This is a genomic window from Streptomyces sp. Ru73, assembly GCF_002920575.1.
In the GTDB taxonomy this organism is placed as follows: Bacteria; Actinomycetota; Actinomycetes; order Streptomycetales; family Streptomycetaceae; genus Streptomyces.
In genome coordinates this window covers 1-22,105 of sequence record NZ_PQSQ01000118.1, presented here as the reverse complement: position 1 = coordinate 22,105, position 22,105 = coordinate 1, and the positions used below count along the sequence as shown (strand labels likewise).

Here is a 22,105-nt window from a genome sequence, read left to right as displayed (position 1 = left end):
CACACCGTGACCCCGGCCATGAACAGCAGGATCGCTCCGATCGAGGTGCGCATCACCGCGTCGTCTGCCCAGAGGAGAAGAGCGTGCCCGCCACCACTCCCGCGGCGACCGCGGGGAACAGCCGCCACAGGGTGGGCCAGTGCGCGTGGCGCCGGTAGGTGAGCACGGCCAGCACGTCCCCGGCGATCAGCAGCGGCAGCAGCACACCGGTCGACTGGCGGGCGGGCAGGACGGCGGCGAAGACCGCGAGGCTGATGGTGTTGGCCCCGCTGACGGCCGTCTTGGAGAAGCCGACCAGGCCGGCGGCCACGGCGAGCGCGAGGAATTCCCACAGGGTCACAGTGTTCATGGAGCAACCGATGCTATGCCCAACTACTCCTGGACCCGGCGGCGGGGACGGATCAGGGCTCGATGAGGCCGGCGCGGATGGCGTACCGGGTCAGCTCCAGGCGGTCGCGCAGGCCGAGCTTGTGCAGGAGGTTGGCGCGGTGGCGGTGCACGGTCTTGACGCTGATGAACAGGATCTCGGCGATCTCCTTGGAGGTGTGGCCCTCGGCGACGAGCTTGAGGACCTCCTCCTCCCGCGGCGTGAGGAGGTGGTCGGCGTCCTCCTCACCGTCGCGCACCCGGTCCAGGTAGTTGCGGATCAGGGCGGTGATGGCACCGGGGTAGAGGAACGGCTCGTCGCGCATGGCGGCCCGGCAGGCGGCGACCAGGTCGCGGTCGGCGACGGACTTCAGTACGTAGCCGCAGGCGCCGGCCTTGAGCGCCTGGAAGAGGTACTGCTCGTTGTCGTGCATGGTCAGCATGAGGATGCGCAGGCCCGGCTTGAGCGCCGCCAGTTCGCGGGTGGCCTGCAGGCCCGTCATGCGCGGCATGGCGATGTCCAGTACGGCGAGGTCGATGTCGTGGCCGCGGGCCGCCTCGATGGCCTCGGCGCCGTCCCCGGCCTCGGCGACCACCTCCAGGTCCGGCTCCCGGTCGAGGATCAGGCGCACACCTCGGCGGACGAGCGTGTGGTCGTCCGCGAGCAGGATGCGGATCGGCGCCGGGCCGGCCGGGGCCGACGCCGACGGGCTCGGCTCGGACGTGCTCGGCTCGGGCCGGGCCGGCTGGGGCTGGGTCGGTTCGGACATCGTCAGGGCTGCTTTCGGGGCTCGGATGCGGTCGGGCCGGGGTCAGGAGCGGTCACGTCAGTATCAAGTGCGGTCGGGCCGGGGCCGGAGATGCTCGGGCCGGGGTCCGGGGTGGTCAGGCGGATCCTCGTGCCGGTGCCGGGTGCGGAGGTGATGTCCAGGGTGGCCCCGGCGAGCAGGGCGCGTTCGCGCATGCCGCGGATGCCGGCGCCCTCGTACGCCGTCCCGATGCCGTGGCCGTCGTCGGCGATCTCCAGCACCACCGTCTCACCGGCGCGGCGCAGTCCCACCTCGACCTGTCCGGCCTCCGCGTGGCGGGCCACGTTGGTCAGGCTCTCCTGCGCCACCCGGTACAGCACGAGTTCGGTCTGCTGGTCAAGGCCGGGCAGGTCGGTGTCGAAGCGGCGTACGACGCGCAGCCCGGTATGCGTGGTGAAGTCCTGCGTGAGCGAGGTCAGCGCGCTGATCAGGCCCAGGTCGTCCAGGACGCCGGGCCGCAGGCGGCGGACGAGCCGGCGTACCTCGTCCAGTCCCTCGCGGGTGATCTCCTGCGCCTGGTGCAGTTCCTCGCGCAGCGGGTCGGGGGCGTCGTCGGCGGCGCGCTTGAGGACCAGCAGGATGGCGGTCATGCTCTGGCCGACCTCGTCGTGCAGCTCCTGCGCGATGCGGCGCCGCTCCGCCTCCTGGGCCAGCAGTACCCGGCCGCTGGCGGTGGCCCGCTCGTGTTCCAGCCGGTCGAGCATGGCGTTGAACGTACGGATCAGCTCGGACACCTCGCGGCCGCCCGCGGCGCCGGGTACGGGCAGCCGCTGGCCGGGCCGCAGCAGGTCGACGGTGGTCATCAGCCTGGTCAGCCGCCCCAGCGGGGCCAGCCCCCAGCGCAGCAGCGCGGCGTTGGCGACCAGCATGACGGCGAGGCCGCCCACCAGGATGACCGCCTCGGTCAGCAGCACCGGCACCGAGACGGTGACCGGCGCCCACAGCAGCAGCGCCGTGGCGGCGCCCAGGACCAGGGCGTTGAGCCCGAAGATCCGCCAGAACAACGACACCGGGGAGACGCCTCCTTCTGCGACACGACACTGACCGGCTCCACTGTCGGTCATCGCGCACCCCGGATGCGAAGCCGTGGCCCTCGGTCACGACCGATCCGGCCCCACCCTGCCCGTTCCCCCGCGCGCGGTCGATGGGGTCCGGCCCCCATATCCGAGGTCACACGGTACCCATTCCGCCGCCGGTGCCGGGGCCCGCGGCGGCCGCGGCGGCCAGTGGGCACCGCTGTCCCCGGCAAATGGGTCCTGTGCCCGATGGGTTTCCGGTGCCGGTACGGCCAGAGTGGCAGGTGATCAAGCCGGTCGGTCCCGCCGGACCACGCGGTGTGCCCGACCGGCCGCGCGTGCCGCCGAGCCGGGCGGCCACCGCCGCGCGCACTGCGCCGTGAGAAAGGACGTCACCGTGCCGCTCGACACCTCCGAGTCCCACCCCAGCACCGGACGGCTGACCGCCCACGAGGCCCGCCAGCGCCTGGAGCACGCCCGCAACAGCCGGCTGGCCCAGTTGCAGGCCCTCGACGAGACCGGTCAGAGCACGGACGACCAGCTGATGACGGCACAGGCCGAGGCGATCCGGCGGGTGCTGGGCGAGATCGAGGCGGCGTTCACCCGCGTCGAGGACGGTTCGTACGGCGCCTGCCTCAGCTGCGCCAAGCCCGTGCCCGTGGAGCGCCTGGAGATCCTGCCGTACACCCGGTACTGCGTCGCCTGCCAGCGCCGCGCCGCGTCCTGACCGGCCTCGTCCGCCCCGTCCCCGTCCCTCTCCCGCCCTGCACAAAAAGGGGTGAAGTGGTGAACCACCAGACCATCGGCGACCATGCCGCACACCTGTCGCCCGAGGACCTTGCCGCACTCCGGGACAGCCTGCACGAACAGCGCGCCTTCCGTCAGGAGCAGTTGCGGCAGATCGCCGCCGCACCCCGCACCGAGGAGCTGCGGCGGCGCTCAGCGGCGCAGGCAGCGGTGCACGTCCGGCTCGCCGCCTCGGCGCGCATGGTCCTCGCCGATGTGGAGGCGGCGCTGGAGCGCATCGCCGAGGGCCGTTACGGCAGCTGCCACCTGTGCCGGCGCCCCGTCGGCCGGGACCGCCTGATGATCGTGCCGCAGGCCCGCTACTGCGCCCGCTGCCAGCAGGTAAGGGAGGCGGGCCGATGACCGCCGTCCGCCGTCTGCCGGCCGTCTCCCCGGCCCGGCTCCGGGACCGCACGTGGCCGCTGGGCCGGCCGTGCTGCGGCCTCGCGCTCGACATGGGCAGCGCCCGCACCCGCGCCTGGCTCACCGGGCGCGGGCTGATCCTCGACGTGCCGACGGTCACCTTCCCCGGTACCGGTGCGGTGTACCCGATCCAGCGCGGCACCATCGTGGACGTGCCGGGCACGGCGCGGATGCTGGAGCGGCTGCTGGGCCATCGTCTGCCCCGGCTCGCCCGGCCGCTGGTGGTGGTCACCGCGCCCGTCCTGGACGGCCCCGCGTACCGGGAACGGGCCCGCGCGGCGGTGGAGGTGCTGCGCCCGCGCGGGGTACTGACCGTGCCCACCGCGCGCGCCGTCGCCGTGGCCACCGGCGCCGACCTCTCGCGACCGCTGCTCGTGGTGGACATCGGCGCGCACCTCACCGAGGTGGTGCTGCTCGTCGACGGTGCCGTGTTCGACGCCCGCCGTACCGCGCTGGGCACCACCGACCTGTCCCACACCGGTGCTCCGACGGAGATCTGCGACGCCATCACCACCATGATCAACTCGATGCTCGCGCAGGACCGCACGTCCCTCACCGCCGACGCGCTGAGCCGGGGCGCGCTGCTGGCCGGCGGCGGCGCCCTCCGACCGGAGCTCACCTGCCGGCTCGCGGGCAGCCTGCACGCTCCCCTGCAGCCCGTCCCCGCGCCGCACACCGCGGCGATCCGCGGCGCCGCCACGCTCCTGCGGACCGCGCACACCCACCCGTCGGCCATGAGCACTCCCCCGTCCGGGAGGGAGGACCACCGTGTCCGGTGAGATGTCCTCCGGCCGGCCGCCGCCCGACCCCCCACCACACCTGGCGGCGCGCCACCGGCTCCTCTGGCGGTGGCGGCGCAACCCACTGCGCCGGCCCACCGACCGGCTCCAGGGCTGGGTGGCGCTGGGGCTGCTGCTGACCATCCCGGTGCTGGCCGCCTTCGCCATGTTCGGCGTCGGTGACACCGCGTACCGGCACTACCGCGCGACCGCCGAGCGGCAGGCGCGGGCCCTGCACCACACTGCCGCGGCCCTCGTCCACGACGCACCCGGGCACCCGGAACCCGGCTCCGAGGAGGCGCGGAAGACCCGCTACCGGGTCACGGTCCGCTACACCGACCGGGCAGGCCGGGCGCGTACCGGCGAGACCGAGGTACTGCCGGGCCTGTCGGCCGGCACTCCGGTCTACGTCTGGGCCGGCCCGGACGGTACCCTCGCCGAACCGCCCATGGCCACCGAGGAGATCCGCAGCCGCGCCATGGGCTGGGCCCTCCTCGCCTTCCTCGCCGTGGCCCTCACCGGCGCCGCCGCCTACGGTGCCGTCGCCCTGGCACTCCAGCGCCGCAATCTCGCCGACTGGGACGCGAGGTGGGCCGAGACGGCACGGCACTAGGCGGTGTGTTCCCACGGCACGCCACTGCGGCCGGTGGTGGGGGGCGACGGCGTACGAACCCGCCGAGCAGCAGCGTGGGCCACCGGTCGTGTGCCGCCCTCAAGGCCCCGTGGCGCGGTGGTCCGGTTGTGCGTAGGGGCAGGTCGCCGACTTGCCCTGCGGGACCACCATCTTCCGGCCCGAGCAGAGCACACGGACCGGGAGCTGGCTCGATGCCGGGACGGTGACGCGCAGTGTGTTGCCGCTGAGGTGCACCCCGATGTCCCAGTGACCGCGGTAGCGCAGCCGGTACGCGACGTCGGAGAGTTCCGGGAGGGCTGCGGGGTCGAAGGCGAGGGCGTCAGCGCGGGCCTCCATGCCGGTCAGGCCGCGTTGGACGAGGTCCAGCGTGCCGGCCATGGCGCCGAGGTGGATGCCTTCGGCGGTGGTGCCGCCCTGGGTGTCGGCCACGTCGCCGCGCAGGGTCTCCAGGGCGTACTCCCACGCTCCCCGGTCCCTGGCACGGGCGAGCACCCAGCTGTGCACGAGGGAGCTCAGCGTCGAGCCGTGGCTGGTGCGGCCGAGGTAGTAGCCGACGGTCCGGCGCCACAGGTCGTCGCTCATCGTGTAGCCCAACCTGCTGAAGAGCGCGGCGAGTTCGTCGGGCGGGAACAGGTAGCCGAGCATCAGGACGTCCGCCTGTTTGGACACCTGGTAGCGGTTGGGTGTGTCGCCCTCGCCCTCCAGGATGCGGTCCAGGCGGCGGATGTCGCCGTAGCGTGCGCGGTAGGCGGCCCAGTCCAGTTCGGCGAGGTCGCCGTAGCCGTCGAACTGGCTGATCACGCCGGCGTGGAAGGGCACGTGAAGCTTCCGGGAGACGTCGCGCCAGCGGTCGAGCTCCACGTCGTCCAGCTCCAGTTCGTCCAGGAGCTCGTGGTGGCGCGGGGCCGGCAGCAGGTGTGCCAGGTCCAGGGCGCGGCCCAGCACCCACGCGGCGGTGACGTTGGTGTACGCGTTGTCGTCCAGGCCCGGTTCGGCCGCGTCCGGATAGCTGTCGTGGTATTCGTCGGGGCCGACGACCCGCCGGATGCGGTACCGGTCCAGTGCCGGGTCGTAGGTGGCGGCGCTGGACCAGAAGCGGGCGATGCGCAGCAGCATCTCCGCGCCCTTGGTGTGCAGGTAGTCGGTGTCGCCACTGGCCTCGCAGTAGCGCCAGACGTTGTACGCGACCGCCGATCCGACGTGGTGCTGCAGCCGGGAATTGTCCGGGAGCCAGCGCCCGGAGCGTGGATTCAGGTGCAGCACCTGGGTCTCCTCACGGCCGTCGCTGCCGCTCTGCCAGGGGTACATCGCACCCGCCAGACCGGCGTCGCGGGCGGCCCGGCAGGCCGCGGGGAGCCGCCGGTGCCGGTAGTCCAGGAGGGCCCGGGAGACCTCGGGGAAGTGCAGGTTGAGGAAGGGCAGTACGAACAGTTCGTCCCAGAAGACATGGCCGCGGTATGCCTCGCCGTGCAGGCCGCGTGCGGGCACGCCGACGTCCAGCCCGGCGGTGTGCGGGGACAGCGTCTGCAGGAGGTGGAAGGTGTGCAGCCGCAGGATGCGTCCGGCCTCGCCGGGTACGTCCACCTCGGCGCGGCGCCACAGCCGGGCCCAGGCGGCGCGGTGCGAGGCCAGCAGTGCGGGGAAGGCGGGCGCGTGCACCGCCGCGTCGACCGCCGCCAGCGACGGATCGCTGATCGCCGGGTCCCGTGAGGTGTGCAGGCCGACGGTCTTCTCCACCGTCACCGGCTCCTCCTCGGCGATCCGCAGCGTCAGGTGCTGCGTCGCGCGGTCCGGCTCCAGCAGCATCCGGCGCCCCTCGGGTTCCCGCGCGGTCACCCGGGTGCGGGCGGCCAGGACGACACGCAGGTCGGAGGTGGAGGTGCGGCAGCGCAGCCAGCACGTGCCGGCATCCACCGACCCCGTGTGGAAGCGGACCAGGTGCTGGGACGCCAGGTCCCGGTAGCGGTCGACCCCCGCGTTCGTGACCCGGCCGTCCAGCGCGGACTCCACCTCCAGCGTGCCGGACCAGCCGTGTGCCGTGAACGTGGTGTGCAGGGCCGCCAGATGCGCGTCGCCCATGTGCACCAGGCGCTGCTGCACCACCTCCAGTACGCCCTCTGCGCCGCCTTCCGCCGGCCCCGTGGGCACGCGGATGCGCAGGTACCGGGTGAGCGTGCCGCCCCGCAGGTCCAGCACCTGGCGGGCGGAGAGCAGGGAGCCGTCGTCCGGGGTGAACCAGGGGGCCGCTTCGGCCGCCCGGTCCCCGTCGGGCCGCGCGCGGAACCGCAGCGGGAGCCAGTTCGGCACGTTGACCAGGTCCTCGTTCTCCACCTGACGGCCCGCCACGTCGGACAGCAGCCGGTTGTAGCAGCCGGCGACGTACGTGCCCGGGTAGTGCACCGGTCCGGCCGCGGTCTCCGGCGCGGCGCCCCTGGTGGCGAAGTAGCCGTTGCCCAGGGTGCACAGTGCCTCCCGCAGCCGTTCCTGCCGCGGGTCGTACCCCTCGTACTCCCAGGTCCAGTCCGTCACGCCTCAGCCTTTCGTCGTCCCCGGGGCCGTCGCGCCCAGCAGTTCGGCCAGGTCGGTCACGACCACGTCGGCACCGTGCTCGCGCAGGTCGCGGGCGCTGTCGGGGGTTTCCAGCCGGTCGACGCCGATGACCAGGCCGAAGCCGCCGCGCCGCCCGGCATCGACCCCGGCCAGCGCGTCCTCGACGACCGCCGTGCACTTCGGCTCCTCCCCCAGCCGCCGGGCCGCCTCCAGGAACAGCGCCGGGTCCGGCTTGCCCGGCAGGCCGAGCCGGGCCGCCTCCCGTCCGTCCACCAGCTCCTGGAACAGGCCCGTCACGCCGGCCCGCCGCAGCAGTTCGCGGGCGTGCCGGGAAGCGGACACCGCCGCGCGGACGATGCCTGCCGCCGCCAGCGTGTGCAGCAGGTGCACCGTTCCGGGCCAGGCCACCGTCTCGGTCTCGCGGAGGAGGGCGAGGAACCGCTGTTCCTTGTGGGCGGCCACCGCGCGGACGGAGCCGGTGCCCGGCGGAGCGTCCGGTGCGCCCTCGGGCAATCGCATCCCGCGGGACTCCAGGAACGCCGCGGCACCGTCCAGCCGGGACTTGCCGTCCACGTACCGCCGGTAGTCCTCCCGTACGTCGAACGGACGGCGCTGGGCCGGGTCGGGCGGGGGCCGGTCGCGCAGACAGGCGTCGAAGGCGTCCTTCCACGCCGCTGCGTGCAGGCGTGCCGAGTCGACGATGACCCCGTCCGTGTCGAAGACCACGGCCCGCAGGGGCCGCAGGCACGACGCCAGCCGGGCCTGTGCCGCTTCGCGCCCGATGCCCGGGTCCGCACCGCCCATGTTCCGCTCCTCGCGCCACGGCCGAACGCGTCCGTTTCCGTACGCCTCCCACCCTGTCGGCTCCGGCGGCGCCGGCACAGGGCCGAACGGGTCGCGTAGCGGTCAGTACCGGCCTCGGGCGGCCGGCGCATGGCCTGTCCGGCCGCCGGTAGGGCTCTTCGGCCCATGTCGGCGGGGCCCGGTGTGCGTGACGCTGGAGTCGCCGCACGGGCTGCGGAGTCGATCGCTCGCGACTCATGAGGAGTACCCATGTCCAGCACCCCGCCCGTACCGCGGTCCCCGCGCATCGTGGGGGACGTGATGACCGCCACCGTCGTCGCGGTCGGCCGCGACGCGCCGTTCAAGGAGATCGTGCGGACGATGGAGCAGTGGCGGGTCAGCGCACTGCCCGTCCTGGAAGGCGAGAGCCGCGTCGTGGGCGTGGTCTCCGAAGCCGATCTGCTGCCCAAGGAGCAGTTCCGCGACCGTATTCCCTCCCGGATCGAGCAGGCGCGGGAGCTGGAAGCGCTGGGCAAGGCCGGTGGTCTGACGGCCGGCGAGCTGATGACGGCGCCGGCGATCACGGTGCACGCCGACGCCACGATCGCCCACGCCGCCCGCACCATGGCCGTCCGCAAGGTCAAGCGGCTGCCCGTGGTGGACGCGATGGGGCGGCTGGAAGGCGTGGTCAGCCGCGGCGACCTGCTGAAGGTGTTCCTCCGGGAGGACGCCGAGATCGCCGAGGAGGTACGCCGCGAGGTCGTCGGACCGCTGTTCCTCTCCCACGCCCAGGAGGTCGTCATCGAGGTGAACGAGGGCGTGGTCACCGTACGCGGGGAGATCCGGGACACCTCGCTGGTGCCGGTCGCCGCCCGGCTGATCCGCGCCATCGAGGGCGTGGTCGACGCGGACATGCGGCTCACCGCCGTCCGCCACCGCACACCGTCCTGAGCCCCGCCGGCCGCCGGTGCCACCGCGCGCGGGCCGACCGGCGCCGGGTGAGGGACGGATGGCCCATGGCCGCAGGGCGGCGGCGGAGGCACGCTGGCCGAGTGGTTCGGCGGCGCCCCGCCCTGGCGGCGGCGCGTCCAGGGGGTGGTCGAGGTGATGTTCGGATACGGGTACGGCATGAACGGCTGGGGCTATGCCGCCCTGATCGTGCAGTTCCTCTTCTGGGCGCTGCTGGTCGCAGGGGTGGCGTTTTTCATCCGGTACCTGGCACGCGGCCGCCGCGATGTGCCGGAACCGCCGGGCGTGCCACCCGCGCACCAGAGCCCCGAACAGATCCTGGCGGGGCGCTTCGCGCGCGGGGAGATCGACGAGGAGGAGTACCACCGCCGTCTCACGGCCCTCCGAGGCGGCTGATCGGGCCGGTACGCACCGGGGCGGTGCACGGCGTACCAGGGCGGCTGGGAACACTGCGTGGGAGAGGACGGGATGGACGTCGCGCCGGAGTCCGCGGGCAACGGGCTCATCAGGATCTTCCTGCTGGACGATCACGAGGTCGTCCGCCGCGGGCTGCGTGACCTCCTCGACACCGAGCCGGACATGACGGTGGTCGGGGACGCTGCCGATGCCCGCCAGGCGCTCGCGCGGGTCCCCGCGCTCCGGCCCGACGTCGCCGTGCTCGACGTCCGGCTCGGCGCGTCCGGCGAGCAGGCGAACCACGAAGGCATCGTCGTCTGCCGGGAGTTGCGCGCGCGGCTGCCCGCCCTCGCCTGTCTGATGCTGACCTCCTTCGATGACGACGAAGCGCTCTTCGACGCCATCATGGCGGGTGCCGCCGGTTACGTACTGAAGCAGATCAAGGGCTCGGACCTGGTGGCGGCCGTACGGACGGTGGCGTCCGGGCAGTCCATGCTCTCCCCCGAGGTGACGGCCCGGGTGCTGTCCCGCGTCCGCGGCCCGGCCCCGCCCGCCGGGCCGCCCGAACTGGCCCGTCTGTCGCCACGGGAGCGGGAGATCCTGGACCTGGTCGGCGCCGGGCTGACCAATCGTCAGATCGCGGACCGTCTCTACCTCGCCGAGAAGACCGTGAAGAACCGGATCTCCGCGATCCTGGCGAAGCTCAAGGTGGAGCGGCGCGTCCAGGCCGCGGTGATCGCCGAACGCCTGCGGGACCGGGAGGAGCCGCCCTGTCCGTGACGGTCGGGGACCTGCCGGCGAAGGGCGCTCCTCAGCCTTGGCCCACCGGGCCGGTCCCGGGCGCTCGCAGCGGGACCCGCCACACGATGCGCGTTCCGCCGCCCTCCGGCCGCTCCCGCGTCATGCCGCCGCCCAGCAGCCCGGCCCGGCCCCGCATGTTGGCCAGGCCGCTGCCGTCCTTCGGCGCGCACGGGAGCCCCACCCCGTCGTCCGTCACGGTGAGCACCACCTCGTCAGCGACGGTCAGCGTCACGTCCGCGCGGTGCGCCCGTGCGTGCCGGGCCGTATTGCTCAGTGCCTCGGTCAGTACGGCGAGGACGTGCTCGGCGGTCTCCGCGGGAATGTCGGTGTCGACCGGGCCGTCCATCCGCAGCGACGGCGCGAACCCGAGCGCTTCCCCGGCCTTCGCGACCACGTCGAGCGCGCGCCGCCGCAGCCCGGCCTCCTCCCGCGGCTGGGCCGCCGTACGCAGGTCGAAGATGGTGGACCGGATGATCTTTATCGTCTCGTCGAGGTCGTCCACGGCCCGCCCGATGCGCACCGCCGCCTCCGGCCGGTCGATGAGGCGCGTGGCGCTCTGCAGTGTCATCCCGGTGGCGAAGAGCCGCTGGATGGCGAGGTCGTGCAGGTCACGGGCGATGCGATCGCGCTCGCGCAACGCCTCCAGCTGCTCCGACTGGCGGCGTCTGCGGTCCAGTTCGAGGGCGAGCGCGGCCTGTTCGGCGAAGCCGGAGAGCAGGGTGACGTCGTGCGCGGAGAAGGCCGGGCGCCCCGCCACACGGCTGAGCCGGATCGAGCCCGCGGCCTGTTCCTCGCTCAGCAGTGGTACGGCGACCGCGGGCCCGGTGACCTGGGACCGGCCCGTCGTCGTACGGTCCCTGGCATCCGCGCCCAGGTCGGCGGTGACCGCCGGCTTCCCGGTGCGGGCCGCCAGTCCGACGAGCGAGCCCTTGCGCGGTACGACGGTGCCCGCGAGGTGGCCGGCGTCCGGGCCGTGCACCACCACTGCCCTCAGCCCTCCGGTGCCCGGGTCCGGCAGGAAGACGGCCGCGCAGTCCGCGTCGGCCAGCTCGCCGCTGCGGCGCGCGATCAGGTCCAGTACCTCCTTCGTGTCGGCGCCGGCCAGCAGGACACGGGTGATCTCGCCCAGTACCTCCAGCCACCGTTCCCGCATGCGGCTCTCGTGGTAGAGCCGGGCGTTGTCGATGGCCACGCCGGCGGCCACCGCGAGCATCGACAGCATGGCCTCGTCGTCGGCGTCGAACTGCGCACCGCCCCGCTTCTCGGTGAGGTAGAGGTTGCCGAAGACCTCGTCCCGTACGCGGATCGGGACGCCGAGGAACGTCCGCATCGGCGGGTGGTGCTGGGGAAAGCCGTAACTGCTGGGGTGCTGTGCGAGGTCGGTCAGCCGCAACGGCTCGGGGTGGCGGATCAGTTCACCGAGGATGCCGTGGCCGGACGGCAGCGCCCCGATCTTCGCCGCCAGTGGCTCCGAGATCCCCACCGGCAGGAAGCGGGAGAGCCGCTGGCCGTCCTCGACGACGCCGAGCGCGCCGTATTCGGCGTCGGCGAGTACCACGCCCGCCTCCACGATGTGCTGCAGCACCTGCTCGACGTCCAGGTCGCTGCCGACGCTGAGCACCGCCTCCAGCAGGCTCTGCATGCGCGCGTGCGTCACCCGGGCGCTGTCCAGGCGGAATTGCAGCTCGTCGAGCAGCTGGTCCAGCCGCACCTGCGGCAACACGGAATGCCGCCGGTGGCCTGCCGATTCCGGCATGGGGCGCGCCTCCCCGCTCTCCCGCGACCGATTCGCTCCGCCCCTCGCAGAGTAGCCCGGCAGCGGTGTTTTTCCTCCTGCGGAACGAGGCGTCTTCGGTCCGGCCCGCACGGGCGCGGCTCAGCGCTCCGGAACGACCGCCACCGGGCACCGCGCGTGGTGCAGGACCGTGTGGTTGACCGGGCCGAGTTCCAGTCCTGCGTGCCCTGCTCGCCGGCGGGCACCCACGACCAGCAGGTCGGCGGTGTCCGAAGCCATCACCAGGGACGCGCCCGCCGCGCCCTCGACGGTACGGCGCACCACGGACACCCCTGGGTACCCGGCGAGTTGTGCGTTCAGGGCCTCGTCGAACAGCTGCTGTGCCCGTTGTTCGTGCTCCGCCCGGCACTCGCTGTGCGGCGCGTGGTGCCCCGGCGCCTCACCGATGCCGCAGCGCCACGCGTGCACCGCTTCGACCTCGTACTTCCGCGCCTCGGCCGCGCGCAGGGCGAAGGCCACGGCCGCCGCTCCGGTCGTCTCCTCGCCGATCCCCAGCACCAGTGTGTGCTTCGGGCCGTGCAGCAGGGGCGGATGGCCGCGCACCACGACCACGGGGCACCGGGCGCGCCCCGCCACCACGAGTCCCACCGAGCCGAGCAGCAGCGATGTCAGCCGGCCGCGGCCGCGGTGCCCGACGACCACCGCCGTCGCGTGGCGGGCCTCCGCCAGCAGCGCCGTCGTGGGGTCCTCGGGGACGAGGTGGGTGCTGGCCTTGATCCCCGGCGCCCGCCGGGCGGCCCGCTCGGCGGCGGCGCCGAGGATCCGTTCTTCCATGAGGCGTTCGGCGGAGGGCTCGGTCGACCCGTTGGGGAGCCCGCCTTCGTACCGTTCCCAGCGGGAGGCGTACACGATGCGCAGCGGGCAGTCGTACCGCTTGGCCGCTCCCGCCGCCCAGTCCACCGCGTCCAGACTCGCGTCGGAACCGTCCACCCCGACCACCAGCGGCTGTTCCATGCCTGCGCCCTCCTCCGGGCCGGGACCCGTACGGCTCCGCGCGAGCGCCCTCCGGCCCGCCGGGCCGCCCGGACCGCCTGCCGCCCCGGCCGTCTCCGGCGGCTGAGTGCCCCGGGGACGGGAGTTCACGCATCCGCCGGCCGGCTGGGCTTCGGCACCGCCTGGGTCAACTCGCACCTGACGCTCGCCAACGAGGTCCCGTGGGGCGGCTTCCAGCCGCCACCGGGGCGCGGGCCCCGGCCGCGCCCCGGTGCCGCTCGTTGCGCGTGCCGGCCGCTCTGTCCGCTAGCGCTTGCCGGCCAGGGCGTCGGCGGCGACGCGCAGGTCCGAGACGAGTCCGGCGTACGCGGCCTCGCGGTCGTCGGCCCGCAGGATCGCCGACGGGTGCAGGGTGGGGACGACCACCGCGTCCTCGTTGTCCCCCGGAAGCGGGATCAGCGTGCCCCGGTCCTTCGACACCCTGAACGACGAGCCCAGCAGCGCCTTGCCCGCGGTCGCCCCGAGCGCCACCACCACCTCGGGGCCGACCAGGTGCAGCTCGGCGGTGAGCCAGGGGCGGCAGGCGGTCATCTCGCGCAGGCTCGGTGCCTTGTGGATGCGGCGCTTGCCCCGCGTGGCGAGGGTGAACTTGAAGTGCTTCACCGCGTTGGTGACGTACGCCTGCTCGGCGTCGATGTCGGCGTCCCGCAGCGCACGCTTGAGGAGCCCGCCGGCCGGCCCGACGAACGGCTCCCCCTGGCGGTCCTCCTGGTCACCGGGCTGCTCGCCCACGAGCATGACGCGTGCCGAGGAGGTGCCGGCGCCGAAGACGGTCTGTGTCGCGTCCCGGAACAGCGGGCAGCCGTGGCAGTCGGCGGCGGCCCGCCGGTGCGCCGGAAGACCGCCGCGCGAGGGCAGGAACGGCGTGGCGTCGTACTGCTGCCCGTCGGAGTCACTGCCGCTTCCGGTCATCGGTGTCGCCTCCCGAGTCGTTCCGCTGCTGGTGCTGACGGGCCGGGTACCCCACCGCACCATTCTCGACCCGTTGCGGTGTCGTCGCAGGGGGACACGCCCGCGCCCGCCCGGGCGTCGCGAGCCCGGCCACCGCCGCTCCCGGCCCGTCCCCTGCCGTGCCGGGCCCGCTCAGGACGCCGAACACGGAGGCCACCGCCTGGGCGTGCGGGGCGCGTTGGCGAGGCACACGGTGACGCCGGGGTGGGACCGGTGGAAGGCGGTGAGCCGGCGGCGACCGCGAGCGCGTGCGGGAGCAGCGCTCGCCCCGCCACAGCCGACGGGTGCGGCCCGGAAATCGATGAGAGAAGGAGCGACAAAGAGGGATGAATGCTGCTTATCACGGCAAGGGGAATTAGATTGCTGTAACGGGGTGCAACGGAGCGGCGAACGGCGGTGCGGCAGCGCCGGCCGTGAGGGACGCGGCCCCGCAGGGACACGGGCGCCAGGACACGGGTGGCGGAGACAGGGACGGCCGGCATGGCGAGGACAGCGGACGGCTCGGACGGCGCGGCGGGCAGCGCCGCGGGGCGGACGGGCGTCCCCGACGGAGGCTCGGGGACCACCGGCCTCGCCGATGTCGCCGCGCTCCTGCTGGACGCCGCCGGCCGTGTCCAGAGCTGGCCGCCCGCCGCCGAGCGGCTGCTGGGCCATCCCCCGTCCGGCGCCATTGGCCGCCCCGCCGCTGATCTGCTCGCCCCGGACGACGCGGCCCGGCTGCCCGCGCTGGCCGCCGAGTGCCGGGCGCACGGCAGCTGGTCCGGGCTGCTGTCGGCGCTGCACGCCGGGGGCGGCAGGGCGGGCATCCAGGTCCAGGTGGTGCCGGTGACCGGCGGCACGGCGCGGGGGCACTGGCTGGTGCTCGCGGCCGACGCGCCGCCGCTGCGCGGCTGGGAGCCGAGCCGGGACGTGCTGGAGCGGATGGTGAGCCGGTCGCCCGTTGGCATGGCCATCGTCGACACCGATCTGCGCTGCGTGTGGTCGAACGCGGCGCTGGAGCAGTACGGCGGCGGGTCGTCGGCCGAGCGGGCCGGGCGGCGTCTGGGTGAGATCCAGCCGGGCCTGGACGCCGAAGCGATGGAGACCCGGATGCGGCACGTCCTGCGGACCGGCGAGCCGCTGCTCGGCTTCGAGCACGTCGGGCGGACACTGGCCGAGCCGCAGCGCGAGCACGCCCACTCCATGTCCTTCTTCCGCCTGGAGGACGCCGAGGGCCGCCCGGTGGGTGTGTGCTACACGGTCATCGACATCACCGAGCGCTACCGCTCCCGGCAGCACCTGGCGCTGCTGGACCGGGCCAGCGAGCACCTCGGCCGCACCCTCGACGTGCTGCAGACGGCCCAGGACCTCGCGGACGTGGCGGTGCCGGAGCTGGCCGACTTCGTCACCGTCGACCTGCTGGACTCGGTCGTACGGGGCGAGGAGCCGCGGCCGGGGCCGCTCGGGGACGCCGACGACGTACCGCTGCGCCGCGGCGGTCAGCAGTCGCTGCGCGCGGGCGTGCCGGAGGCGGTGGTGCGCATCGGCGACCTGGCCGCGTACCACGCCTGGTCCCCACCGGTCCGCTGCCTGGCGGACGGTGTGTCCTGGCGCGCCGAGCGGCTGGACCCCCGCGCGCCGGAGTGGGCGGCCGGCGTCGCCGGCGGCCGGCACGCGAACCTGCGGGAGCTGGGGCTGCACACCGCGATGGTGGTGCCGATCCGCGCCCGTGGTTCGACGATGGGCGTCACCACGTTCTTCCGCATCCAGCACGACGAGCCGTTCAGCGCGGACGACCTGCGGCTGGCGGAGGAGTTCGTCGCGCGGGCCGCGGTGTGCGTGGACAACGCCCGGCGGTACACCCGCGAGCGGGAGGCCGCGCTGGGCCTCCAGCGCCGGCTGCTGCCGCGCGGCACCCCGGACCAGCGTGCCGTCACGGTCGCCTCCGCGTACTGCCCCGCCAACGAACTGTGCGATGTCGGGGGCAACTGGTTCGACGTGATCGTGCTGTCCGGCGCCCGGGTGGCGCTCGTGGTGGGTGACGTACCGGGCCACGGCATCGACGCGGCCGCCACGATGGGCCGGCTGCGCACCGCCGTACGCACCCTGGCCGCGCTCGACCTGCGCCCCGAGGAACTGCTGGCGCACCTCGACGACCTGGTGGGCCGGAGCATCCACGAGGGCCAGCGGCACCCGTCCGGCGCCGACGAGAGGGGCAGCAGCTGTCTGTACGCGGTGTACGACCCGATCGCGCTGACCTGCACCGCGGCGAGTGCGGGGCATCCACTGCCCGCCGTGGTCGCGCCCGGCGGTGCGCCCGCGCTCGCCGAACTGCCCGTGGGCCCGCGGCTGGGCGAGGGCGGGCTGCCGTTCGAGGCGGTCGAGTTCCCGGTGGCCGAGGGCAGCGTGCTGGCGCTGTACACGGACGGCTTGCTGGCCGGGGACGGTACGGCCCCCGGCGCGGCTGCCGGTGGCAGCCCCGGAAGCGCCACCGAAGAGAACGCCCCCGAGCAGGACGCTCCCGAACAGCGCGATCCCGTACAGCGGCTGCTGCGGGCCCTCGGCGCGCCGGGCCACTCCCTCGACGGACTGTGCGACCACGTCATCGACGCCTTGACGCCCGAGCGCCCGCAGGACGACGTGACGCTGCTGCTCGCGGCCACCCGGGCGCTCGCCCCCGAGGAGTACGGCTCCTGGGAGCTGCCGGCCGATCCCGCGACCGTGGCGGTGGCGCGGGACACCGCCACGACGCAGCTGGCGCACTGGGGCCTGGAGGCGCTGGCGTTCACCACGGAGCTGGTGGTCAGCGAGCTGGTCACCAATGCGATCCGGCACGGGGGCGCGCCCATCGGGCTGCGGCTGATCAAGGACCGGACGCTGATCTGCGAGGTGTCCGACGGCAGCAGTACCTCGCCGTACCTGCGGCACGCGCGCACGACCGACGAGGGCGGCCGGGGCCTCTTCCTGATCTCCCAGCTCACCGAGCGCTGGGGCACCCGTTACACGGCGGAGGGCAAGGTCATCTGGACGGAACAGGCGCTGGAACCACGGGACATGTGACGGCGTACCGGCCCGAAGCCGGCGGCACGCCGGCCACGAACGGCGGTGTACCGGCCCGGAGGCGGCCGCGGCGGGGACGCCCGTTCGGCCGCGCGGAGGAAATCCCTTCGCAACGACCTATTGACATGACATTTGAACAGCGTCATTGTGCTGCGCAACTAGAGCGCGCTACTAGAGCGCGACACTCCCCCGCTCCGGCCCCAGGCAAGGAGGCGTCCATGAACGTCACGGACGACGCTTCGGCATCCGCCGCACCATCCGCCCTCGGCGGTGACACGCCGCGTCCCGTGCGGCGCCGCCTTCGTGTCATCACCGTCATCGCCACCTTCGGCGGTCTGCTCTTCGGCTACGACACCGGCGTCATCAACGGCGCCCTGCCGTACATGAAGGACGACCTCGGCCTGACGCCCTTCACCGAGGGCCTGGTGACCAGCTCGCTGCTGCTCGGTGCCGCACTGGGCGCGGTGACCGGGGGCCGGCTCTCCGACGCCCGCGGCCGCCGCCGCAACATCCTCCTGCTCGCCGTGCTCTTCTTCGTCGGCGCGCTGGCCGCGACGCTCGCGCCCAGCACCGGCTTCATGGTCGTGGCCCGCTTCGTCCTCGGCCTGGCGGTGGGCGGCGCGTCCGTGACCGTGCCCGTCTACCTCGCTGAGATCTCCCCCGCCGAGTGGCGCGGCGGGCTGGTCACCCGTAACGAACTCATGATTGTCAGCGGTCAGTTGCTCGCGTTCACCTCCAATGCGGTCATCGCGCGCCTCGGGGGCGAGTCCGGCGGCGTCTGGCGCTGGATGCTCGTCCTCGCGACGATCCCCGCCGTCGTCCTGTGGCTGGGCATGCTCGTGATGCCCGAAAGCCCCCGCTGGCTGGCCGCGCAGGGGCGCTTCCACGACGCGTACGAGGTGCTGAAGCAGGTCAGGTCGCAGCAGCGGGCCGAGGCCGAGCTGAGCGAGGTCTCCGCGCTCGCCGTCAAGGACGAGCAGCAGAAGATCGGCGGCTGGCGGGACCTGCGCTCCACGCCCTGGATCCGGCGTCTGATGTGGGTGGGGTTCGGCATCGCCGTCGTCCAGCAGATCACCGGCGTCAACACGATCATGTACTACGGCACCCAGATCCTCACCGACGCCGGGTTCGCCGCCGACAGCGCCCTGACCGCGAACATCGCCAACGGCGTCATCTCCGTACTCGCCACCTTCGCCGGCATCTGGCTGCTGGGCCGCGTGAGCCGCCGCCCCATGCTGCTGACCGGCCAGCTCGGCACGACCGCGGCGCTGCTGCTCATCGGCGTCTTCTCGATGGCGCTCCCGGCCGGTGACGGCCGTGCCTACGCCGTCCTCACCATGACGGTCACGTTCCTCGCGTTCCAGCAGGGCGCGATCTCCCCCGTCACCTGGCTGATGCTCTCCGAGCTGTTCCCGATGCGGATGCGCGGCTTCGGCATGGGCGTCGCCGCCGTGGTGCTGTGGCTGACCAACTTCGCCATCGGCCTGGTCTTCCCGTCCATGGTCTCCGGCCTCGGCGTCTCCGGCACGTTCTTCGTCTTCGTCGTCCTCGGCCTGCTGGCCATCGTCTTCGTCAAGCGCTGCGTCCCGGAGACCAAGGGCCGCTCCCTGGAGACCCTGGAGACGGAACTCCGGGCGCGGTACTCCTGACGGCCGCGTACCGCCGCGAGCGGCGTCAGACCGGGCCGCGCGCGAGGGCCGCCCCCGGCACCGGCACCGTCTCCAGCACCAGGATCGCCAGGTCGTCGTCGATCGGGCCGGGCCCGAAGTCGTGAGCAGCGCGGCGCACCCGCTCCGCGACGGCCTTCGCGCCCAGCCCGGCGCAGCCGCGCAGCACCTCGGCGAGCCCGTCGTCATCGTCCAACTGCCGGGTGCCGTTGCGCCGTTCGGTGACGCCGTCGGTCACGCACAGCAGCGTCTCGCCCGGTGCGAGACGGAAGGAGTGGGCGCCGAACTCCGCGTGCTCGTCGATCCCGAGCAGCATCTGCGGTTCCGCCGCCGGTACGACCGTGCCGTCCGCCGTCAGCAGCAGCGGCAGCGGGTGTCCGGCGCTGGCGACCGTGCAGCGCGCGCCGCCCGCGACGGCGTCGGGCTCCAGCTCGCCGTACAGCAGGCTCAGGAAGCGGGAGCCCGCCTGCTCGCCGCCCACCCGCTGTGCTTCGGCGCCCTCCTCCGCCATCGCGAGGTTCAGCCGGGCGAGCAGCGACTCGACGCCGTGGCCCTCGCGGGCGAGCAGCCGCACCAGGTGGCGGGCCAGGCCGGTGACGGACATCGCGTCCAGGTCATGGCCGCAGACGTCCCCGAGGAGGAAGCACCAGCGGCGGTCGTCGCGGGGGAAGAGGTCGTAGAAGTCGCCGCCGACGGTCTGGCCCTCGCCGCAGGGCTCGTAGATGATCGCCGCGTCGATGCCCGGTATGGCCGCGAGGGAGGTGGGCAGCTGGCGGCGCTGGAGCGAGTGGCTGATGTCCGCCTGCCGAGTGTAGTGGCGCGCCGTGGTCACCGCCTGGGCCACGCGCCGCGCCACGTCCTCGGCGAGCCGTGCGACGGCGCCGGTCATCCCCGCTGCTCCGGCGCGTCCGATGAGCAGCGCGCCGTGGCACCGGCCGCCCAGGACCAGCGGGAAGAGCAGCGCGGAGCCGCCGTGCCCGGTGTCGTCGGCACCCTCGGGCCAGGGCCAGGGGACTCCGGCGGGGCTCAGGGTCACGGGCGGCGGGCGGTCGTTCTCCAGGGCCGAGCGGAGCGCCCTGATGCGGCGCTCGTCCCGGTGCCAGACCCGTGCGAGCCGCATGTCGCCGCCGGTGGTGGTGAGCCAGACACCGCACCAGTCGGCGAGCCTGGGCACCAGGAGCTGCCCGGTGAGCGCGGTGACCATGTCCTCGTCCAGCTGCCCGGCGAGCAGCTCGCCCACCTCGGCGAGGAAGGACTCCCCGGCGGGGTCCGCGCCCTGACCGGTCCGCTCCGGGGACCGGCCGGGGTCGCCGGCCGGGCCCGCACCACGGCCCGCCGCGCCCGTCGCGCCCGGCGCCTCCCGCACGTCCGGCGCGTCCGCCGCGGCATCCGGTACGAGGGCGGGCCCGGGTGCGGCATCCGGTACGACGGCGGGCCCGGGCGCGGCGTCCGGTGCGGCGGGAGGGCTCGCCAGGACGTCCGGTACCGCGGCGCCGTCCCGCGCCGTGCCGGAACCGTCGTCCCCCGCCCGTACCGCCAGCGGTGCCGCCAGGTGGCACCACACGGTCCGCTCGCCGTGCCGGTACGTCACGCCCCAGGACTCGGCCAGCGCGCCGAGCAGCAGCGCGCGGTAGTCACGGGAGCCGCCGTCCGGCTCCGGCTCCGGCGCGTCGAGGACGGCATCCGGCCGGCTGCCGGGCAGGTGGTGGGTCGCCACGTCGACCGCGACCCGTGCCTGCCGGCTCCCGCCCCCGTACGGCGGGCCGGCGGAACCGGGCGGCGGGGGGAGGAGACGGCAGGCGATCTCCACCTCGCTCCCGGTCCCGCCCCGCGCGTGCGGCGGCGCGGCGGCCGTCACCAGCTCGCTGACGAGGAGCACCGCGTCGTCGATGGCCCCGTCGCCGGCGGCGGGCCCTCCGGGCACCGGCGGCGCGGCCCATTCGGTGAGGACGACACGCAGGAACCTGCGGGCCGTGGCCGGCGCGAGCCCGCCGGCGGGCAGCCGGATCCGCGGACTGGAATCACGCAGGTCGGCGTAGGTCTCCACGGGCGCCCCCGGTCGTTCCCGGATCGTTCCCGGCACTCAGTTCGATGAATATAGTGTAATTCGCGCCATATGAGGCATATATCTTTATCGTCTGCATGAGGATATTGCGCCATGGAACACGAGCCGGATCAGCCCGACACCGTTTCCCGCGCGTCGCCACCCGAGGAGTCCACGGGCGCCGGCCGGCCGGTCCTCACCCGGGACGATCAGCAGGTGCGCGCGGCCGAGCTGCGGCCGCTGCTCGCCGCGATGCACTCCGTCCGCGACGGGGACTTCTCCGTACGCGTGGCGGACGCGGGCGAGGGCGTGCTCGCCGAGCTGGCGGAGGTGTTCGACCAGATCGTCACGCGGAACGCGCACATGGCCGCCGAGCTGCAGCGTGTACGCCGGGAGGTGACCGGTCAGGGCCGGCTCGACGAACGGCTCGCGGCGAGCCCCGGACACGGCGCCTGGACGACGAGCGTGGACTCCGTCAACACACTCCTCGACGCGCTGGTCGTGCCGGTCGGCGAGGTCACCCGCGTCCTGGAGGCGGTCGCGGGCGGCGACCTCACGCAGCGGGTCACCCTCCACGACGGGCAGCGCCGGCTCCGCGGCGACCTGCGCACCCTCGGGCGCGCGGTGAACGGCATGGTGGACCAGCTCTCGCTGTTCACCGGCGAGCTGACACGGGTGGCGCGCGAGGTCGGCACCGAGGGCCGGCTCGGCGGGCGCGCGAAGCTCCAGGGACTCTCGGGCGACTGGTGGCGGGTGTCGGAGGCCGTCAACGCGATGGCGTCCCGGCTGACCGCCCAGGTACGCGACATCGCGGTGGTCACCACGGCGGTGGCGCGCGGCGACCTGACCCAGCAGGTGACGGTGGAGGCGACCGGCGAGCTGCTGGAACTCAAGCTCACCGTGAACACCATGGTCGACCAGCTCCGCGCGTTCGCCGACGAGGTGACCCGGGTGGCCCGCGAGGTCGGCACGGAGGGCCGGCTGGGCGGCCGGGCCCATGTGCCGGGTGTCTCGGGGGTGTGGGAAGGACTGACCGACAACGTCAACTTCATGGCGTCCAACCTGACGTCACAGGTACGCAACATCGCCCAGGTCACCACGGCGGTGGCCAATGGCGATCTGAGCCAGAAGATCTCGGTGGACGCGCGGGGCGAGATCCTGGAACTCAAGGACACCGTGAACACCATGGTCGACCAGCTCTCCGCGTTCGCCGACGAGGTGACCCGGGTGGCCCGCGAGGTCGGCACGGACGGCCGGCTGGGCGGCCGGGCCCAGGTGCGCGGCGTGTCGGGCATGTGGAAGGA

The 22,105-nt window shown here is 74.0% G+C and carries 18 protein-coding genes and 1 pseudogene; 10 read left to right on the top strand and 9 right to left on the bottom strand.

Annotation, left to right across the window (positions count from 1 at the left end):
* From C3486_RS32455 to C3486_RS32445, 3 genes and pseudogenes are all read right to left on the bottom strand, one after another.
* Positions 1-349: pseudogene (locus C3486_RS32455) on the bottom strand (TSUP family transporter); the annotation flags it as partial.
* A 52-nt stretch (positions 350-401) separates the two neighbouring features.
* Entirely contained in the window at positions 402-1,136 is a 735-nt protein-coding gene (locus C3486_RS32450) for a response regulator transcription factor (protein ID WP_103836445.1), read from the bottom strand.
* Positions 1,137-1,138: 2 nt separating this feature from the next.
* The gene (locus C3486_RS32445; RefSeq protein ID WP_181138766.1) at positions 1,139-2,185 is read right to left on the bottom strand and encodes a histidine kinase; all 1,047 of its coding nucleotides are present in this window, start codon (positions 2,183-2,185) and stop codon (positions 1,139-1,141) included.
* A 403-nt stretch (positions 2,186-2,588) separates the two neighbouring features.
* On the opposite strand from C3486_RS32445, the gene C3486_RS32440 reads away from it, so the two are divergent.
* Genes C3486_RS32440 through C3486_RS32425 form a run of 4 tightly spaced genes read left to right on the top strand, consistent with a single transcriptional unit; the run spans position 2,589 to position 4,792 of the window.
* Positions 2,589-2,918, top strand: coding sequence for a TraR/DksA C4-type zinc finger protein (locus C3486_RS32440; protein ID WP_103836444.1), 330 nt, complete (start codon positions 2,589-2,591; stop codon positions 2,916-2,918).
* Positions 2,919-2,974: 56 nt separating this feature from the next.
* Positions 2,975-3,340, top strand: coding sequence for a TraR/DksA C4-type zinc finger protein (locus C3486_RS32435; protein WP_103836443.1), 366 nt, complete (start codon positions 2,975-2,977; stop codon positions 3,338-3,340).
* Positions 3,337-4,179 (top strand): rod shape-determining protein, encoded by an 843-nt coding sequence (locus C3486_RS32430; RefSeq protein WP_103836442.1) that lies wholly within the window; start codon positions 3,337-3,339, stop codon positions 4,177-4,179. Before C3486_RS32435 ends, C3486_RS32430 begins: the two co-directional genes overlap by 4 nt.
* Positions 4,169-4,792, top strand: coding sequence for a hypothetical protein (locus C3486_RS32425; protein WP_258053142.1), 624 nt, complete (start codon positions 4,169-4,171; stop codon positions 4,790-4,792). Before C3486_RS32430 ends, C3486_RS32425 begins: the two co-directional genes overlap by 11 nt.
* 99 nt (positions 4,793-4,891) lie before the next feature.
* Here the strand turns inward: C3486_RS32425 and C3486_RS32420 are convergent, their stop codons facing one another.
* Both C3486_RS32420 and C3486_RS32415 read right to left on the bottom strand, forming a co-directional pair.
* Positions 4,892-7,342: a glycoside hydrolase family 65 protein gene (locus C3486_RS32420; protein WP_103836441.1), complete on the bottom strand. Its 2,451-nt coding sequence runs from the start codon at positions 7,340-7,342 to the stop codon at positions 4,892-4,894.
* 3 nt (positions 7,343-7,345) lie between these two features.
* Positions 7,346-8,167 carry an HAD family phosphatase gene (locus C3486_RS32415; protein WP_103836440.1) on the bottom strand — a complete coding sequence of 274 codons (822 nt, stop codon included), beginning with the start codon at positions 8,165-8,167 and terminating at the stop codon, positions 7,346-7,348.
* A gap of 249 nt (positions 8,168-8,416) precedes the next feature.
* On the opposite strand from C3486_RS32415, the gene C3486_RS32410 reads away from it, so the two are divergent.
* From C3486_RS32410 to C3486_RS32400, 3 genes are all read left to right on the top strand, one after another.
* Entirely contained in the window at positions 8,417-9,097 is a 681-nt protein-coding gene (locus C3486_RS32410) for a CBS domain-containing protein (RefSeq protein WP_103836439.1), read from the top strand.
* Between the two features lie 156 nt (positions 9,098-9,253).
* The gene (locus C3486_RS32405; RefSeq protein ID WP_219822274.1) at positions 9,254-9,511 is read left to right on the top strand and encodes an SHOCT domain-containing protein; all 258 of its coding nucleotides are present in this window, start codon (positions 9,254-9,256) and stop codon (positions 9,509-9,511) included.
* Between the two features lie 72 nt (positions 9,512-9,583).
* Positions 9,584-10,291 carry a response regulator transcription factor gene (locus C3486_RS32400; RefSeq protein ID WP_103836438.1) on the top strand — a complete coding sequence of 236 codons (708 nt, stop codon included), beginning with the start codon at positions 9,584-9,586 and terminating at the stop codon, positions 10,289-10,291.
* A gap of 31 nt (positions 10,292-10,322) precedes the next feature.
* Here C3486_RS32400 and C3486_RS32395 read toward each other — a convergent pair whose 3' ends face one another.
* From C3486_RS32395 to C3486_RS32385, 3 genes are all read right to left on the bottom strand, one after another.
* Positions 10,323-12,068, bottom strand: coding sequence for a GAF domain-containing protein (locus tag C3486_RS32395; protein WP_258053141.1), 1,746 nt, complete (start codon positions 12,066-12,068; stop codon positions 10,323-10,325).
* A gap of 120 nt (positions 12,069-12,188) precedes the next feature.
* Positions 12,189-13,061, bottom strand: coding sequence for a universal stress protein (locus C3486_RS32390; protein ID WP_103836437.1), 873 nt, complete (start codon positions 13,059-13,061; stop codon positions 12,189-12,191).
* Between the two features lie 285 nt (positions 13,062-13,346).
* On the bottom strand, positions 13,347-14,012 hold the full coding sequence (locus C3486_RS32385; RefSeq protein WP_103836436.1) for a UdgX family uracil-DNA binding protein: 666 nt from the start codon (positions 14,010-14,012) through the stop codon (positions 13,347-13,349).
* Positions 14,013-14,531: 519 nt separating this feature from the next.
* Here C3486_RS32385 and C3486_RS32380 point away from each other — a divergent pair.
* Entirely contained in the window at positions 14,532-17,090 is a 2,559-nt protein-coding gene (locus C3486_RS32380) for a SpoIIE family protein phosphatase (RefSeq protein ID WP_103836435.1), read from the top strand.
* A 218-nt stretch (positions 17,091-17,308) separates the two neighbouring features.
* A complete protein-coding gene (locus C3486_RS32375; RefSeq protein ID WP_103836434.1) occupies positions 17,309-18,739 on the top strand; it encodes a sugar porter family MFS transporter in 1,431 nt (476 codons plus the stop codon).
* 25 nt (positions 18,740-18,764) lie between these two features.
* On the opposite strand, the gene C3486_RS38370 is transcribed toward C3486_RS32375, so the two are convergent.
* Positions 18,765-20,804, bottom strand: coding sequence for a PP2C family protein-serine/threonine phosphatase (locus C3486_RS38370; protein ID WP_258053140.1), 2,040 nt, complete (start codon positions 20,802-20,804; stop codon positions 18,765-18,767).
* Between the two features lie 111 nt (positions 20,805-20,915).
* Here C3486_RS38370 and C3486_RS32365 point away from each other — a divergent pair.
* Positions 20,916-22,105, top strand: a 1,190-nt coding sequence (locus C3486_RS32365; protein ID WP_146075104.1) for a HAMP domain-containing protein, incomplete at its 3' end; no start/stop codon positions are given.